General features: G+C 63.8%; 8 protein-coding genes. 7 read left to right on the top strand and 1 reads right to left on the bottom strand.

Annotated elements, in window-relative coordinates:
* Positions 1-247: 247 nt before the first annotated feature.
* From IFO71_RS02980 to IFO71_RS02950, 7 genes are all read left to right on the top strand, one after another.
* Positions 248-1,420, top strand: a complete 1,173-nt coding sequence (locus IFO71_RS02980) for a vWA domain-containing protein (RefSeq protein ID WP_192028048.1) — start codon at positions 248-250, stop codon at positions 1,418-1,420.
* 207 nt (positions 1,421-1,627) lie between these two features.
* The gene (locus IFO71_RS02975; RefSeq protein WP_192028047.1) at positions 1,628-2,749 is read left to right on the top strand and encodes an ATP-binding protein; all 1,122 of its coding nucleotides are present in this window, start codon (positions 1,628-1,630) and stop codon (positions 2,747-2,749) included.
* Positions 2,746-5,031, top strand: a complete 2,286-nt coding sequence (locus IFO71_RS02970) for a DUF5682 family protein (RefSeq protein ID WP_192028046.1) — start codon at positions 2,746-2,748, stop codon at positions 5,029-5,031. Before IFO71_RS02975 ends, IFO71_RS02970 begins: the two co-directional genes overlap by 4 nt.
* Positions 5,028-6,188, top strand: a complete 1,161-nt coding sequence (locus tag IFO71_RS02965; protein WP_192028045.1) for a VWA domain-containing protein — start codon at positions 5,028-5,030, stop codon at positions 6,186-6,188. Before IFO71_RS02970 ends, IFO71_RS02965 begins: the two co-directional genes overlap by 4 nt.
* Positions 6,188-8,239, top strand: a complete 2,052-nt coding sequence (locus IFO71_RS02960; RefSeq protein ID WP_192028044.1) for an SWIM zinc finger family protein — start codon at positions 6,188-6,190, stop codon at positions 8,237-8,239. Before IFO71_RS02965 ends, IFO71_RS02960 begins: the two co-directional genes overlap by 1 nt.
* A gap of 1 nt (position 8,240) precedes the next feature.
* A complete protein-coding gene (locus IFO71_RS02955) occupies positions 8,241-12,023 on the top strand; it encodes a DUF4132 domain-containing protein (protein ID WP_192028043.1) in 3,783 nt (1,260 codons plus the stop codon).
* A gap of 30 nt (positions 12,024-12,053) precedes the next feature.
* A complete protein-coding gene (locus IFO71_RS02950) occupies positions 12,054-15,422 on the top strand; it encodes a DUF4132 domain-containing protein (RefSeq protein ID WP_192028042.1) in 3,369 nt (1,122 codons plus the stop codon).
* A gap of 126 nt (positions 15,423-15,548) precedes the next feature.
* Here the strand turns inward: IFO71_RS02950 and IFO71_RS22435 are convergent, their stop codons facing one another.
* Positions 15,549-18,473, bottom strand: a complete 2,925-nt coding sequence (locus tag IFO71_RS22435) for a DUF4132 domain-containing protein (RefSeq protein ID WP_192028041.1) — start codon at positions 18,471-18,473, stop codon at positions 15,549-15,551.
* Positions 18,474-18,544: the final 71 nt, after the last annotated feature.

The following is an 18,544-nucleotide window of genomic DNA, read 5'->3' as shown; positions in this document are numbered from 1 at the left end:
AGTAATAGCCCCTCTCCCCTCGCGGGAGAGGGGTTGGGGAGAGACCGATGCGCACTGATCTTCGCGCGCCCGCTGGTGCCCCGGAACTCCCTCCCCGAGGTTCGGGGAGGGCTGGGGTGGGGTTAGGGAGCCGATCTTCTCCTGCCCAGGGGTCTCGCGAAGCGAGGTTCCTGGGTAGGGGGCAAGTACGCGCAAATCGCCACGCTCCGCCGACCTTGGAAACGCTGCTCTCAAACGCTAACACACCATGCTGCTAAACCTGTTCGACGCCCTCCGTGCCGCCAAACTCCCAGTCACCCTGCGTGAATGGCTGGATCTGTACGCCGCATTGGATAACGACCTCGCCTTCGCCGACGTCGAGGCCTTTTATCATCTGGCGCGCACCGTGCTGATCAAGGACGAGCGCTACTTCGATCGTTTTGACCGCGTGTTTGCAGCCTATTTCCAGGGCATCGAACAGATCGACCTCAGCGGCCTGAAAGACATTCCGGAGGACTGGCTGCGCGAAACCCTGAAGCGCAGCCTCAGCGATGAGGACAAAGCGAAACTCGAAGCCATGGCTTTCGAAAAGCTGATCGAGGAGTTCAGAAAGCGCCTCGAAGAGCAGCAAGGTCGCCACGCCGGAGGCAATCGTTGGATCGGCACCGGCGGCACCTCGCCGTTTGGCGCTGGCGGCTACAACCCGCAAGGAATCCGCGTCGGCCCGAAAGGCGGCGGTCGTCGCGCAGTGAAAGTCTGGGATCAGCGTCAGTTCCGCAATTACGACGACAACGCCGACCTCTCTCAGCGCAACCTGCAGATCGCCCTGCGCCGACTGCGCAAGTTTGCCCGCCAAGGCGCCGCCGACGAACTCGATATTGAGAGCACCATCGACGCCACTGCCCGCGAGGCCGGCCTGCTCGATATCCGCATGCGCCCGGAGCGGCACAACTCGGTGAAGGTGCTGCTGTTCCTCGATGTCGGCGGCTCGATGGACGACCACGTCTACGCCGCCGAGGCGCTGTTCAATGCCTGCAAGAACGAATTCAAGCGCCTCGAACACTACTACTTTCACAACTTCATCTACGAAAGCGTGTGGCAGGACAACCGCCGCCGCTTCAGCGAACGCACCTCGACCCTGGAACTGATCCGCCGCTACAACTCGGACTACAAGGTGGTATTCATCGGTGACGCCGCCATGGCTCCCTACGAGATCACCCACTCCGGCGGCAGTGTCGAAGGCTGGAACGAAGAACCCGGCGAAGCCTGGTTCCAGCGCATCAAGGCGCACTTCAAGAAGATCGTCTGGATCAACCCCAGCGCAATGCAGGCCTGGGGCTACACCAGTTCCACCCAGCTTATCAAACAGCTGGTTGAGGATCACATGTATGCGCTGACGCCCGATGGGTTGACTGAGGCGATGCGCTATCTCGCCAAGTAGCGAAGGGCGCCCCAAGGCAAACCCCTAAACGCACCCTGAGCTCGTCGAAGGGTGCATCGACTCTCCGAGACTCGCCCGTTGTCGAAGCTCGCTTCGACGAGCTCAGCGAGCGCGGGGGCTTACGCATGTTTCTCGCGAGAGCGTCGACGAATCCCCCGTGCCTTTGGGCTAAGATCAGCCGCTCTTGTCAACTCCATGTGATCGTCCATGTTTCGAGCGAAGTCAGGCGCAGAGTCGGTTGCCACTCCCACCGTTCAGCGCCCGCCAGCGGAAGTCCTGCATGCCGATGAGCTGGCCGAGTTGGCGAAAAAGGATCGCGACCCCAAACCGCCTGGCTGGCGTCTGAGTCTGCGCGCGGTGCGGCGTTTTATCGCTGGCGAACCTGAAAAGGATCGTCCGGCAAAGTTAATGGTGCCGCTGAGCTTGATCGACCGTTGCATGGTGACCCTGGCCAGTGGCCGCGGGCTGTTGTTGGTCGGCGAGCCGGGCACGGCCAAGTCCCTGCTCAGTGAGTTGCTGACGGCGGCGATTTCCGGCAGCAGCGCACTGACCGTGCAAGGGGGAGCATCGACCACCGAGGATCAGATCAAGTACGGCTGGAATTACGCCCTGCTGCTCAACGAAGGGCCGAGCCCGCGTGCCCTGGTGCCGGGGCCGATCCTGACCGCCATGCGCGAGGGCCAGATCGCGCGCTTCGAAGAAATCACCCGCTGCCCGGCCGAAGTACAGGACAGCCTGTTGTCGATCCTGTCCGAGCGCGTGTTGATGGTGCCCGAGCTGGAGGGCGACCACAGCACGATCTACGCCAAGCCGGGCTTCAACCTGATTGCCACGGCCAACACTCGCGATCGCGGCGTCAATGAAATGAGTTCGGCCTTGAAACGCCGCTTCGCCTTCGAGACCGTGTTTCCGATCAGCAGCCTGGAGGATGAGCTGGCCTTGGTGAAGCGCGAAGCTGCTCGTTTGCTCAAGCAATCGGGCGTGGATCTCACGCCTCCCGACGATGTCATCGAAGTTCTGGTTGCCAGCTTCCGCGAACTTCGCCAGGGCCTGGATGCCGAAGGCGGCGGAATGGAGCGGCTCTCCACCGTGCTGTCCACCGCCGAGGCGGTCAGCGTGGCACATTCGGTGGGCTTGCGCGGCTACTATCTGCGCGGCGATGCCGGCCAGGCCAGCGATATCGTCGAGGCTCTGGCGGGCACAGCGGTGAAAGACAATGCCGAGGATCTGAAAAAGCTGCGTCGTTATCTGGAACAGCGCGTTGGCAAGCGCACCGGCTCGGCCTGGCGGGCCTTCTACGAGGCGCGACATCTGCTGCCCTCGGCGTGAAGTCTGCTCTCGAAATCATCGGCGTTCGCCATCACAGCCCGGCCTGTGCCCGGCTGGTACAGGCGCGTCTGCGTGAGTTCAAGCCGAACTGGGTGTTAATCGAGGGACCGAGCGATTTCAACGACCGCATTGGCGAGCTGCAAAACAGCGAGCACCAGGCCCCGATTGCCATCTTCAGCTACTACACCGAGGCGCGCCACACCCGCCACTGCTTTGCCCCGTTTGCCGACAACTCGCCCGAGTGGGTTGCCCTGCAGGGCGCGGAGCAACTGCGAGCCACTACGCGCTTCATCGATCTTCCGTATTGGCACGAAGGCTCGCGTGGACGGGCGAATGTACTCGCAGATGCGCTCTCCCAGCGGCGCCAGCAACAGGGCGAACAGGAGCTTGCGCGACGTCTCGGCCTGGATGACGGCGATGCCCTGTGGGATCACCTGTTCGAGCAGGAGTTGCCGCTGGAACCCCTGGCTGAGCGGCTCGAACTGTACTTCGACCGACTGCGCGGCGAGGATCCCGGTGATGCCAGCGACCGGGCGCGCGAAGCCTATATGGCAGCCTGGATTCGCCATGCCATGCAACAAGGCGGGAGGATCCTGGTGGTCTGCGGCGGCTGGCATCGCCCTGCCCTGCTGCGCCTGTCAGCACAATCGAACAGCAACGACACGCTCGCCCTGGACGTACCCGCCAGCATCGAGCGCCACGGCAGCTTTCTGATTCCCTACAGTGATCGACGACTGGAAGCGTTGGCCGGCTATGGCGCCGGCGTGCAGTCGCCGGCCTATTATCGACGGCTGTATCAGCAGGGCGCCGAAGCCGCCGCCGACTGGGCTGAGCGCACGATCGTGACCCGACTGCGCAAACAGCAGCAGACCATTTCCACTGCCAGCCTGATTGCCGCGCAAGCGCGAACGCAGCTCCTGGCCAAGTTGCGCGGCCACCCGACGCCTTTGCGGGCCGACGTACTCGACGGCCTGCTCGACGCGATCTGCAATGAGGCCCTGAGCGCGCCGCCGCCCTGGCAATCGCGAGGCACCTTGTCGATGCGCGACGATCCGATGTTGCGCGAGGCTCTGCTCGCCCTCACTGGCGAACGCGTTGGCATACTGGCACCGGGCACGCCGCTACCACCCTTGGTGTTCGATACCCGGGCCCTGCTGGAAGCGCTCAAGCTCGATGGCTCGGGTGGACTGAAACTCGACCGTCTCAGTGACCACGATCGCCAACGCAGCGAAGTGTTGTGGAGGTTGCGTCTGCTGGGCATTCCTGGCTTCGAATTTCGCGGCAGCAGCGCCCCGCAGGCCGCCCGTCAACTGGGCACCGATCAGCGCCCGATCGAAGAATGGCAGCTCAGCCCCAGCGATGCCCGCGACCTGGCCCTGATCGAGGCCGGCGCCTATGGCCCCACCCTGGCCGCCGCGGCGCTGCAAAAACTCGGCGAGCGTCTCAGTGATTCGGCCGATATCGAGACCTTGGCCGAGCTGTATGCCAATGCCCTGCGCGCTGGCTACGCCGAGTTCGGCGATGCCTTGCTGCCCGACCTGCATGCCGCGGTGCTCAGCTGCGCAGATCACGGCAGCCTGGCGCGCGCCGGCCTGCGCCTGCACAACCTGCTGCTCTGCGAGCACGGCTCAGGCGAACACAGCCTGCTGCTACCCGCCCTTAACGCCATGTTGGATCGCCTGCTGTGGCTGCTGGAAGGGTTGTCGGCGCCGATCCAGCCAGCGCATGTCGACGACACCGACCCGCTGCGCCTGATCGACCGACTGCTCGACTCCGACCTTGAGCTGACCAGCTCCTGCCGCAGCGTGCTGGACACTCTGCAGCGGCTCAGCCTTAACATACAGCTTCCGCCGGCCACCCGCGGCGCCTGCTTCGCCGTGTGCTGGCGCCGTGATGGGGACGCCGCCGTCGAGCAGCGCCTGCTCGGCTGTGTACGCGCCTTTGCCGGCGCCGAGCAGCTCGGTGATTTCCTGTTCGGCCTGTTTGCCTTGGCGCGCAATGAGTGTGCCGGTTCGTCCAGCCTTCTCACCGTACTCGATGCCGCAGTCGCTGCGCTGAGCGACCAGGATTTCCTGATCGCTGCCCCTTCTCTGCGACAGGCGTTCCACTACTTTCCACCGCGCGAACGGGCGGCGATCGGTCGCAAGATTGCCGGCCTGCACGGCAAGGACGATCTCGCCGCCGGCGACTGGCTGCGCCTTCCCTGCTCGATCGAAGATCTACAGCGCAGTGCGCGCCTGTCGCAGGCAGTCGATCAGCTGCGCCAGAGGTTTGCCCTATGAAAGCCGCCAACCTCGGCCCCCTCGAACGCTGGCGGCTGCTGCTCGGCGATGCCGCGGAAACCGCGCTGGGCGATGGCAGTGGCGGCGTGCTCAGCGGCGCCAGCCAGGCGATGGATCGCGCACTGGACTGGTTATACGGCCGCGATGACGAGCAGGAAGACCGCGATGTACTGAGCCGCGAACGCGCCGCTGACCTGAGCGCCAGCGCGCTCAGCGTGCCCGAGTGGATCAATCAGATTCACACCCTGTTTCCCAAGGAAACCATCGAGCGGCTGGAACGCGATGCGGTCGAGCACTACAAGATCAACGAGCTGATCACCCAGCCCGAGGTATTGCAGCGCGTGCAGCCGAGCCAGGCCTTGCTCGAAGCCGTGCTGCACACTAAGCATCTGATGAACCCCGAGGTGTTGGCCATGGCGCGCAATCTGGTTGCCGCGGTGGTGCGGCAACTGATCGATGCCTTGGCGGTGGAGCTGCAGCAAGCCTTCAGCGGCGTACGCAACCGGCGCCAGCATACGCGTCACGCCAATGCGCGCAATTTCGATGCGATGGCGACCCTGCGCGCCAATCTGAAGCACTATGATCCCAGCACGCGACGGCTGGTGATCGAACGCGCCCTGTTCAATAGCCGCAGCACGCGCCACCTGGAGCGCTGGCAGATCATCCTGGTAGTGGATCAAAGCGGCAGTATGGTGTCGAGCGTGATCCATTCGGCGGTGACTGCCGCCTGTCTCAGTCAACTGCCCGGCATCGATACCCATCTGCTGGCCTTTGATACCGAGGTGGTGAATCTCACCGATGAGCGCAGCGATCCGGTGGAACTGCTGATGAAGGTACAGCTCGGCGGCGGCACCGACATTCAAAAGGCCATGCGCTACGCCGCTGAACTGGTCGATGCGCCACGGCGCGCCATTATCGTGCTGATCAGCGATTTCTACGAGGGCGCCGCGCCACATTTGCTGGTACGCATCGTCCGCGAGCTGTGCGCCCAGGGCAGCCGTGTACTCGGCCTCGCGGCACTGGATCAGGACGCTGTGCCGGCCTATGACCGCGATATGGCGCGCAAACTGGTGGAGGTGGGGGCCGAAGTCGGCGCCATGACGCCAGGACAGCTGGCACGATGGCTGGCCGAAAAACTCAAGGGCGGTGCCCGCTGATGGCCGCCCCGCTGCGCTCGGATCTGCTCAGCCTGACTCCGGAGGCACTGGCACAGCTAGCCAACATGGGCCTGCTCAAACGCGCTCAGCGGGAGCTGGCGGCCGGCTACACACCCGAACTGGATGTACAGGAGGACGGCACCTTGATCGCCCGTTTTCCCGATCAGGTGCGCACCGAGTTTCCGCCCAGCGCCGGGCTGAAGGAGGCGAGCTGCAGCTGCGGGGCGGCGCTCTGCCGTCACCGCATCGCCACGATATTGCACTACGCGAGCGCGGCGTCGACGGAAAGCGATCTGCCACAGCTGGCCAGTTTTGCCGATCTCAGCGAAACTGAGCTGCGCCGGCAAACCACCGCTTCGTTCTGGCCGGCAGTGGAGCGCGAACTGCGCCAGGGCATTCGCATCGAAGTCGAGCGCAGCCTGAGTACCGAGCAACAGAAGCCGATCTACACCGCCCGGCTACCGCATGCCACCGCCCGCTATTACGCCGGCGCTGATCTCGGCTTCGCGCGTTGCGATTGTCAGGCCCAGCAGCGCTGCGAACACATCGCCCTGGGCGCGCTGGCCCTGCAACGCGCGCCGCAACTGGGTGAGGCACGGCTGGCCATTGAACTGGGCGAACCGCGTGCCGATGAGCGCAAGCTCGACTTTGCCCTGGCGCCCTTTATCGACCTGATCGCCGCCCTGCTGCGCGACGGCCTGGCCCATGGCGCTGCCGAGAGCCCGCGTATGGCCCAGGCCCTTAGCAGCGCGCTTCGCCTCAGCCGTGAGCAGGGCTGCACCTGGCTGAGCCTTAGCCTTGAAAGTCTTGAGCAATGGCTGGAGCTGTATCTGCAGCGTAGTGCGCGCTTTGCCTATCTCGATGGCCTGCGCTTGCTGCGCGAGATCAGTCTGCGGCTGGCCGTGGTGGAAAGTGGCGGCGCCGACTTATCACCTCGCTCAGTGCTGGGCATGGGCGAGGCGATGGAGACCGCGCTTGATCGACTGAGCCTGATCTCGTTGGGACTGCGGGTGCTGGGGGATGGCAAGGAGCGCCGCGCCACCCTGGCAGTGGTCGATTGTGATACCCAGACCCTGCTTTGTCTGCAGAAAGAATGGCAATACGAGAACAACGCCGGCAGCAGCGAGTTGGCCAGGCTCGACCAGCAACGGGTCGCCGGCACCCTGCGCTTTGCCCGTCTGGCCCAGGGCAGCCTGGTCACCACCACCGCCCGCCGCCGCGCCAACGGCGAGTTACGGCTCGGCCAAAGCCATGCCGGCAAAGCCTCGGTTTCGGCGCACAACGGCGACTGGTCGGCGCTGCGTCCACCGCTGCTGATCGAAGACCAGCAGCGCTATTTGCGCCAGCAAGCGCATGCTGCCCCGCGCGAGCTGCAGGCGCGCAGCGCATTGCCGGGCTTTCATGTGCTGCGCGTGAGCCAGGTGGTCAGCCTGGGCTACGACCCGGCGGCGCAGCGACTGCACGCCTTGCTGGCCGACGCCAGTGGCGCCGGCTGGTGGCTGCTGCGTGATCACGCCAGTGCCACGCCGGGCGCCCTGGACGCCATCGCCCGGGTCCTGCTCGATGCCCCCGACAGCCCGCAGCCTTTGTACGTCGCCGGCGTGATCAGGCGAGGCAACGAAGGGCTGAGCATCGAACCCTGGGCGCTCAGTCTCGGGCGTCTGGTCGTACCGGACGCCAGCACAGCCGATGGCAGCCTGAGCGCAGTCACGCTTGCCAATGCGCCACACGCCGCGGCCGATCCACAGCAACACTGCCTGGCCGCTGTCGACGAAGCACTATGCGAACTGTTGCGCGATGGCCTACGTCGACCGCGTACGACCCTGAACCGACTCAAGGAACTACGCAGGCGCGCGGTCGAGATTGGGCTGCGTGGCGAGCCCGAGCGAGGACTTGAGGCCATCCTTGAGCGACTGCTGGCCGAGCTTCAAGGCGATGCAACCACAGGTTATGAATCGACCGTCAGCGCCTTGCGCGAATTGCTGAACTGGCTGGCCCTGGCCTATCACGCCGCCCCCACGCTTGATCTTGAATCCTCAGAAGGACTCTGAAATGCGACGCTTTGAGCTAGTCGAAGGTACTTCCTCCAAGTTCTGGGAAATCAGCCTTGAAGGCAGCAGCTATACCGTGCGTTATGGGCGCATCGGCACCAACGGCCAGACGCTGACCAAGACGGCAGCCAGCGATGCCAAGGCCGAAGCCGAGGTGACCAAGCTGATCAAGGAGAAGACCGGCAAGGGCTATACCGAAGTAGCGGTTGCTGCAGGTGCCACGCTGGCGGCCGTGACACCCAAGCCAGCGGTGAGTCAGGCCAAGCCGAGCAAGCCGGCGACTCAGGATCCGGCTGCAGCTGATGACGAGCCCGCCAAGGCCGCTGCAGCCTCCGCTGACCCCCAGTCTGCGACCAGCGCAGCCCGCCCTGAACATCCGGTTTCATCAGTTGCTCAAGCGCAGGCCAGCACCGCCATGCCCGACGGTCAACTTCGCCTGAGCAGCGGTCTGCGACGACTGATGCCGGCGCAGCGCGGATACGAGCTCAGCGCATCCTCACCCAGCGAGGAGAGCCTGTTGCTCCAGCTGGGCAAGATTGCCGCCATGGATCCACAGCGCAGCTACTGGGAGTTTCAGTACGCCGGGCTCAACGCGCTGATCAAGGAATCGCCTTTTTCAGCGCTGTTTACCCAGGAGCGGCTTCGCCCAGCGGACCCGGCATCGTGGCTGTCTGCCCTGCGCATCGCACTCGCCCTGCAGGACCACTACGACGTCGATATGCTCAAGGTGCTGCTCACCTTATGCGCACGCTGGCATGGGTTGGCCTTCACTGTACGGCACTTCCTGCAGGCTGTGCGAGGCTCCGAGCGATTCCAGGAGCGACTGAGCTTCGAACAGATGGCCGCCTTGCTGGCGACCTGCACGCCCGAGGAATACGACGGTGCCAAGGCCGAGGCCGCTCTTATCGTTCCCACCGGGTTCGAAAAGATCGCCCGCGCGGCCATCTTCAACACCGAGTCTGACTGGATCGCGGAGGGGTTCGACGCCGCCCGGACACATGCAAACGCCGCCCTGGGCCTGACCGGCGTGCGATTGACACTGCCGCAAGCGGAAGAGCTAGCTAAGTCGTCGGCGTTCCATTACTACGGCGCTCATTCGGCCGCCACCCGGCTGGCCTTGAATCTGGCGCGCGAGCACGGACCCGCAGCAGCCCGCTTGATCGTCAGCCTGTACGACTCGGTTGCCGACTCCGATCGCCGAAGGCGACTCGCTGAGGTGCTGGGCAGCATCCACTGCAGTGAAGCCTTGGCCGAACTGCTGGAGCGCATCGAGCACAAGGAGGTCCGGCCGCAGCTCGATGAGTTCGCCCAGTCCTGGCCCTATGCATCCATGCAAGCCGCCGCCGAGCACTGTGCACGCACACGCAGCAAGCCGGTCGAGACCTGGCTATCACGCCTGCTGGCCGCGCATCCTGAACTGATCGATCCACTGCAGGAGACGCTGCAGGACGGTGCGCTGGAGCTGCTCAAGCGACTGCTGAAGAAGCTGGTCAATGTCGACGAAGCGCCGTTGGAGGCGCTTCCCAGTGTGCTGCGCGATCCACCCTGGTTGAAGCCGCAGCCGAAACAGCAGCGCCCTGAACTGCCTGAGGTGCCGATGCCAGCGCCGCGCATCCAGTGGCCGGAAGGACTGCGCGAAGAATGGCAGCGGCGGCTGCCAGCCAACGGCGCCATCGATCCCGACTCCAACAAGCAGAAAGGCCGCATGGGCGAGGCCCTGGATGCGCTGTCGGTACCGCGCTCGCTGTGGCCCGGCATCCTGTCCGGCAGGATCACCGACCTTGGACCGCACATGGCCGAGATCGACGCGCACTGGGCCAAACTGCAGTCCTATCATCGCTACCGCTACCTGCAGTCCCTGGTGCCCCTGGCGCCGCAGTTTCGCCTGTTGCTGTGGAACAGCCTGCCCGGCTGGGATGCCTACACCTGGGAAGGCTCTCCGACGGTCGGTTCGTTGATCGCACACTACCAACTGGATGCCCTGCCCGGCCTACTCAACTTCGTGGGCAGCCGTCTCGAGGCCGGCCTGGCCGCCGCCTTGCCGGTTGCTGCCGCCGACATCGCCACCTTCGCCGCTCAGGGACTTAGCAGCAAGAAAGCGCGCCCGCATGCTGTGGCCTGGCTGCGTGCGCACGCCGAGCTGGCGACCAGTGCATTGTTGCTGCAGTCAGCGCGCGCGACCAAGAAAGCCGCTGAACAAGCGGATGCCGCGCTGCGCTGGCTGGCGGCCAATGTCGAGCCCGAGCGCATGCAGACTGGTGCAGGCCATTTCGGTGAGGCCGGACTGGCTCTGCTGCAAGCGATTCTCTCGGTCGATCCGCTCGCCCTGCTGCCGCAAAAGCCGCGTGCCTTGCCAAGCTTCTATTTGCCGGCCGGCTTCGCCCGCCCGCGCTTGCCGGACGGCCGGGCGCTGCCGGCCGAAGCACTGGCTACGCTGGGCACGATGCTGCAAGTCTCCCTGCCCGATGAACCCTACGCCGGGCTGGAACAGATCAGGTCGACCTGCACGGCGGAATCGCTGGATGAGTTCGCCTGGGATCTGTTCCAGGCCTGGTATCAAGCCGGCGCGCCGAGCAAGGAAGGCTGGGCGTTCACCGCCATGGGAGCAATCGGTGGCGAACACTGCGTGCGCCAGCTGACCCCGCTGATTCGAGAATGGCCGGGGCAATCGCAACATGCGCGCGCCGTGACCGGTCTCGACGTGCTGGCCGGTATCGGCAGCGACCTGGCCTTGATGAACCTCAATGGCATCGCGCAGAAAGCCAAGTTCAAGGGACTGCAGGAGCGCGCCAAGGAGAAAATCCAGGCGATCGCCGAGGCCCGCGACCTCACCGCCGAGGAACTGGCCGATCGTCTGGTGCCCGACCTCGATCTCGAAGCCGATGGAACCTTGCACCTCGACTTCGGCTCGCGCCAGTTCACGGTGGGCTTCGATGAACATCTACGTCCCTTCGCCCGCGATGCCAGCGGTGCTCGACTGAAGGATCTGCCGAAACCGAACAAGACCGACGATGCCGAGCTTGCCAAGGCCGCCAGCGAGCGCTGGAAGCTGCTGAAGAAAGATGCCAAGAGCATCGCTAACCACCAGCTTCAGCGGCTGGAACAGATCATGTGTACCGGTCGCAGTTTCGAGCTGCCGGTGTTCGAGCAGTTCCTGCTCCACCACCCCTTGATGCGCCATCTGGCGCGGCGCCTGCTCTGGGGTGTGGTGCAAGCCGATGGCAGCGTGCGCGGCTTTCGCATTGCTGAGGATTCCAGCTATGCCGACAGCGAGGACATGCAGTTCGTCATGCCCGCCGATGCCAGGATCTGCCTACCTCACCCGCTGAAACTCTCTGCTGAGGAGCAAGCAGGCTTCGGCCAGATCTTCGCCGATTACGAGATCCTGCAGCCCTTTGTGCAACTCGGCCGCGAAGTTCTGCAACTGAGCGAGGAGGAGCTCACCCAGAGCGAACTCACCCGCTTTCAGGGCAAGCGAGTGGCCATCGGCAGTGTCTATGGCCTGCAGCATCGCGGCTGGCGCCACGGCTCGCCGCAGGATGCCGGCTGGATCGGCTGGTTCGAAAAATCCTTGCCCAATGGTCTGGAAGCGCATATCGAACTCGACCCCGGTACCGCGGTTGGCGATATCCGCTACGAGTCCAAACAAAGTCTCGGCAAACTGAGTTTGCGAGTGGTGAACTCCTGGGACAACAACGGCCTGCGCCCCTTCGCCACACTCGATCCGGTGGTGCGCTCGGAATTGCTGCGCGATCTTGATCGCTTGGCGGTATTGGTCGATTGATGAGCCTGAATACCTAATGAGATCGCCTGCATGAATATGCCCTTCCCCCCGAGCCTGCTACGCAAGCTGCCACCACAGCGCGGTCGAAAGTCCTCGTTCAAGCTTCAAACCGAGGCGACCATGCTTGATCTGCTGCGCCGCATTCCCACTGGCGCGACGTCTTTGTCACAAACGAGTGAGCGCCAGGCCATGCTCAGCCAACGTTCGCTAGCCCATTGGTTCGACGAAGCGTCACTGCGCCAGGCCGACGCCGAGCACTGGCGCTGGGCCATTCTGGCCAGTTTGCTGCTGCGCGTGCGCCTGAAGCAGCACCCCACCAGCACTCTGATGCAGCTCTGTCTGCACTGGCATCCACTTGAATTTGCCTGCACGGCCTACTTCGCCGCCCTGGCCCTGCTGGAGAAGAACGGCTACGCGTACTTTCTCATCGACCACTCGCCGGGTTGCGCCGAAGTGGCCGCCTGCCTGGCAACCGCTGCCGAATCGACCTATCGCCACGCGCTGGGTTCGATCACAGCACAGGAACCGGAGAACGATCAGCAGCGCTACGCCCGCGCCGCGGTCTTCCACACCGAGCCCGAACTGATCGATGCGGCTCTGGACACCTTGGGCCTGGACACTGACAGCGGCTTTCACAACCTGCCCGGCATCGTGGCCCTGCCACTGACCTTGAAGCAGGCCGAGCGTCTGGTCTCAAGCCCTAGTCGTCGTGAGACCTCCAGCACGGCCGCAGTATTTGCCCTCAACCTGCTCTGCTTGCATGGCGATGCGGCCATGCCGCTGATCGCCATCCTGTTTCAACGCGTGCTGCAATTCCGCGAACTGCGAGCGCAGCGCGAATCGGTCGGGCGCCTGGCCGACGTCCTTTCAGCCAGTGGCAGCCCGCTGGCGTTCGAACTCTTGCTCAGTGCTTTCGGGTTTCCCGAAGTGCGCGCCGCCATCGATGATTTCGCCCAGCGTTTCCCCACCGTGGCCATCGAAGCGGCGCGTACGTTGAGAGACCACGGCGCGACAGCGGAATTGCATGATTGGCTTGAGGCACTCTTGGCCTCTGAACAATGCGTTAAGAACGACTCGTCAATCGCGGCATTGCCTCAGCCTGTCTCCGAGACATCGCCAGAACAGGCGGACGGGGACGGGTCCAGTGATCCGCTGATCGGCTTGCTGCGCAATGCGCCGTGGCTGCTCCCGCAGCCGAAAAGGCCGCGTGTGAAGCTGCCGGACGCACCACCGCCGCCACCGCAATTCTGCTGGCCCGAGGGCCTGCGTGCAAAATGGAAATCTCTGCTGCCCGAGCAGGGCGACCCAGGGCCGCACCTGGGCTCGCGCTACACGCGGCAACAATTGGCCTTATTGCGGCTGGCTATCCCAGAATCGCTGTGGCCCTCACTGCTGTCCGGCGAGGTCGACTCGCTTGACTCGATGCTGCCGAAACTCGAGGCCGAGGCGCGCCGAGTGAACAAGCCATTCCGCCCGTTGGGCGAATTGGCCGTCTTGCCGCCGCCATTGCGACGCCTGTTCTGGAATGATCTGAGTTTCGAACAATCTTCCGGACCAAGAACCGTCACCGCGGGATCGCTGCTCGCCCACTACGAACTTGAGGCGTTGCCGGGTCTCCTGCGACTGACAGCGCATCAACTTGACCTGGGACTGGAGGCGGCTCTGCCCGTGGCTAGCGCCGAGTTTGCCGTGCTGGCTGTGCAGGGCCTGCAGCTCAAGCGAGCGCGACCGCATGCCATGGCCTGGCTGATCAAACACGCAGAATTGGCCACCCTGTCGCTGCTGCCGCTGATCGCTGAAGGTCGCGGCGAACTCCCGGTCCAGGCTGAAGCGGCGCTGCGCAATCTTGCGCATGAAGTCGATCCGGAGCGACTGCGAGAGGGGGCAAGGCACTATGACAATGCTGGTCTGACGCTGCTGGACTTTGTTCTCAGCAAGGATCCACTGACTGCACTGCCGCGTAAGCCGCGCAGCCTGCCCAGCTTCTATCGGCCCACGGCCTTTGCGCGACCGATTCTGTGCGACGGCGCAAGCTTGCCGGACGATTGCCTGGAGGCGCTGGGCACGATTCTACAAGCGTCATCCCTACAAGCCCCCTATGCCGGAGTGCAGCTGATCAAGTCGAGTTGTACCCAGGCATCGCTGGATGCCTTCGTCTGGGATCTGTTCATCGCCTGGACCGAACATGGCGGCGACAGCAAGGAAGCCTGGGCCTATACCGCCATCGGTCTGCTCGGTGGTGATGACTGCGTGCGCAGACTTAGCCCCTTGATCCGCCGCTGGCCCAGCGAGGGCCTGCACGCTCGCGCGGTGACTGGGCTGGATATCCTCGCCGCTATCGGTTCCGACCTTGCCCTGATGAATCTCGATAGCATCGCGCGCAAGGTGAAGTCCAAGAGTCTGCAGCAGCACGCGCAATCGCGCATCGAGGCTATCGCCGCTGCGCGCGAGCTCAGCGCCGATGAGCTTGCCGATCGCTTGGTACCCGACCTCGGTCTCGGCAGCGATGGCCGCCTGACCCTGGACTTTGGCCCGCGCGCCTTTACCGTCGGCTTCGATCAGTACCTGCGCCCGTATGCGCTGGATAGCAATCGCGCCCGCCTGAAGGACATCCCCAAGCCATCCAGCAGTGATGACGCTGCGCTGGCGGCCGCCGCCATCGAGCGCTGGAAGCTGCTGAAGAAAGATGCCAAGGCCATCGCCTCGCAGCAGATCCAGCGGCTGGAAGCACTGATGTGCAGCGGTCGTGAAGTGGAACTCGAAGTGTTTCTCACTTGCTTCGTACAGCATCCTTTGCTTCGCCATCTTGCTCAGCGCCTGCTGTGGGGCGAACGCAGAGCAGATGGATCGCTGCGACTGTTCCGCATTGCCGAAGACCTCAGCTTCGCTGATGCCGACGACCGACAACTCACACTGGCCGATGATGGGATGATCAGCCTGGTGCATTCGATGAAACTCGATGCTGAACAGCGCTCGACCTGGCGCCAGATCTTTGCCGACTACGAGATCCTGCAACCGTTCAGCCAGCTTGGTCGCGAATTGTTCGAATGCGCGAGTGACGAAAACGAGCAGTGCGAGCTCAATCGATTTGCAGGCAAGCGGGTAGGCACCGCCAGCGTGTTTGGCTTGCAACAGCACGGCTGGCGCACGGCAAGCAGCAAGGGGCGCGGTCACATAGGCTGGTTTGAGAAGAGCCTGCCCAGCAACCTCGAAGCTCGAATTCAGCTTGATCCAGGCACCTCGGTGGAGACGCCGATGCTGCAGCCCAACCAGACCCTGGGCGCGCTGCAGTTGTTCGCCGTCGACGGCGGCAGCGACGTCGACCCACGTCCGTTCAAGCTGCTCGATGCAACAGCCCGTTCAGAACTCTTGCGCGACATCGATCGCTTGACCAGCTGAGATCGAAGCGGCTAGCCGGGATATCCGGGCTAGGAGCCTGCGCGGCAGAAACGGTCTTGCAGCCCGGCCGCGCAGGCTCGGCAGCGGTGCGCCCGAGGCGCACCCTATGCCGCGTGAACCATCTCCTCACTCGACAAACCAGGCCATCTTGTGCAGATCGCGCTGCAGCTCGCTCAGGCAGATTGGATCAAGCACCGAGAAGCGACATTCCCGATCGCCCACCGGGCCATATCCGACGCGCAGTATGACGTCGTGGATATGTTCGACCTGAGCGCCCTCGGCTGGCGCGCCGATGAACCACTCGCCGCTCACATGGATCACTACCTCTAAACCGTCGCCCACCGGCTTGGCCAGGGCATCGATCATTCCACCATCGCCCACTTGCCGGTTCCAGCCGCGTTGCTCCAAACCCAGGAGACTCGACACGGTGACGCTGCGCCCCGACCATTCGGGCAGGCGATTGCCCGACAGCAGCTCAGGAGGCAGGTTGTAGGCCGCCCGTTGCAACTGTTCGAACGGCTGCAAGATTTCATAGTCGCTGAATACCTGACCAAAGCCTTGAGCAGACTCAACATCGAGTTCAAGCGGATGAACAATGCCGACCTGCATCGCCATTGGCAAGCTCACACGCTCATCCTGCCAATCGGCAAGGCTGCGATCTTCTGCCACACGAACTGTCTGCTGCAGGTTCCCATCGGCAGCGTACAACCCCCACACCAGGCGCTGGCACAGGTGGCCCATCAGCGGATGTTTCAATAGCAGGCTGTCGAACTCCTCGGTCGACCAGCGACGCTGGGCACACATGGCTGACTCCAGGCGGCGAATCTGCAGTGTCGACAGGCTGCGGGCCTGCTTCTTCAGATCCTTGTATTGCTGCACCGCCGCTTTCGATTGAACCGCATCATCGCGACTGTTAGGTTTGGGTAGATCCTTCAGCCGCCTGCCCGACTCATCGCGAATAAAGGGCTGCAGCCCTTCGTCAAAATGCACGCTGAAGGCGCGCGGCCCAAAGTCCAGGCGCAGCCCGCCCTCGGCGCCCAGACCAAGATCGGGAACCGTGCGATCCGCCAGCTGTTCGCGGGTCAAACCACGCGCCGCTGCGATCTCGTCGATCATCTTGTTGGCGCGCTCGTTCATATCTCGGTAGCGTGTCTGCGCAGAGAAACTGTGCAGCTGCATCAGAGCGGCATCGCTGCCGATCTGTGCCAATATTTCCATGCCATCGTAGGCGCGCACGCGATTCAGCTTGGCCCGCCATTGGCGAATCAGGCCAGCAAGTACGCGCGCAGTTTCGTCGTCGCCGATCAGGCCCTGCGCGATAAGCATCCAGCGTTCCTTGCTCGGCGCGTCGTTGTCCCGCCACCAATGGAGCAGCGCCCGGCCAAGCTGCGCCAAACTCGATCTGGTCACCGACTGTTGTATTGCTTCCAGTCCCGTGTACGCCGTGTCGTGGCGGCTCAGCGCCATGCAGATCAACAGATCAGGCATCTGCGCCAGGGGGATGGCCCGGCCGCTGTCGGCCAGCAGGAGGCGCGGCAGCGAGGGCAAGAACAGCTTCCTCGGCAAGTTCGGCATGGCGTCGGGCAGAACCTCCTCAGGCGCGATGGCGATCAGCCGGTGCAAGGCCTCTTCGGCGGCAATGCCGTAGCCCGCGGCCGCTCGCTGCAGTTCATCGACATGGCCGCGTACCGCCAGCCCACGCAGCCCCTCGCGCGCCACATCGCGGTCGCTGCCCGGGCGACCCAGGGCCACTGGAAGCAAACCGCGCGCCGCGGTTTCCGCGTAGTCGGTCAACCATTGCCAGGCCTGATCCTTTAGCCAGCGGTTTCGGCATGCCGCCTGCGCGACGTCCAGGGCCAATTGATCCCATTCGATGCAGTGGTAGAGCCGCATCGAATCCCGCGACGGACGCGGTAAGTGGCGGCGCAAGGCAGGCAGCATGGCATGCTCCAACCAGCGCAGCAGACGCGCCAGGCGGTGATCCCAATCCCAGCGCGAATCGATAGTGACCCGCGGCCCATGCTGCAACACCGATGCCGCCAGCGGTGCCGTGAAGTGCCAGAGAAACAGGTGATCGTTGTAGCCATGCTTGTGTGATGGCCGCGCCTGAAACCAATCGGACTCGACCCGTTGTTCGCGAACTGCCTGTTCAATTCGCTCCGGCAGCAGTCCCAACATCCACAAGCCCTTGCGCGGCTGATCCCAGCTTGCCGCCTGTGCTGGGGCTAGGGCTTGCAGATCGTCGAACATGGCATCGACCATCAGCTGGTGGTGGCTCCAGCCCAGATTGCTGCGCAAGCTCGGCGGCTGGAAGTTCTTTTCTTCCGCCGACCAATGGAAACGTGCTGGCATCGACTGAACGACCAGGTCAAGTTCGGGCACCGATGGACGTTCGGCCCGATGGCTCCACGGCGGGCGCTGCAGGATGGCCGGCAGTTCCGTGGGGCCTGCATCCTCGATCGAGTGGTCGACCTCCAACAAGCGCTCCAGGGTCTGCAGTTGCGCTGCATCGCAGTGCTCCCGCAATGTTTCCGCCCATTCAGGCCGATCGTACAGCAGCCGTTGCACCAGCTCGGCCGCGGGCTGGTTACGATTGGGCCTCCTGTCGAGCAACTTCTTTAGCACATAGATCGGCCAGCGCTTGGCGTGTTCGAGCACTGACTCTCGCACCGCGCTGTGGGCGAGAAAATCCAGCAGTCGATCGACTGCCGCTTCGGAATGGATGGATTTCAGAATCCGAAAGCCAAACTCGCCGAACTGGGCAAAGCGCGAATTGAGGTAAGCACGGACGAGATGTTCGACCACGGGCAGCGCTGCACCACCGTGCCAACGCAGGATCGCCAGCGCGCGAGCGTGCAACCGGCTATCAAACGGGTTGCCCAGCAGGCGATCGAGTTCGGCCTCAGTCGCCGGCATGCTGGACCAGTCGGAGAACAGCCGGTCGCGCTCCTGCTCGACCTGATCGACTTCGGCTTCCTTCTTCCGCATCCAGGCATCCCACACCACAGCGCCATCAGGCGTCGCCAGCAACATCTGCTTCTTTGTGCTCACAAGAATCCCCAACCGGACTACCAGGCCAAGCGCCCGGCAAAAGTCCGAAATCCTACTCGCAACCAGGTGCC

Source organism: Pseudomarimonas arenosa, assembly GCF_014841215.1.
GTDB lineage: Bacteria > Pseudomonadota > Gammaproteobacteria > Xanthomonadales > Xanthomonadaceae > Pseudomarimonas > Pseudomarimonas arenosa.
The sequence above is the reverse complement of the archived record's forward strand: the minus strand, read 5'-3'. Positions and strand labels throughout refer to the sequence as shown.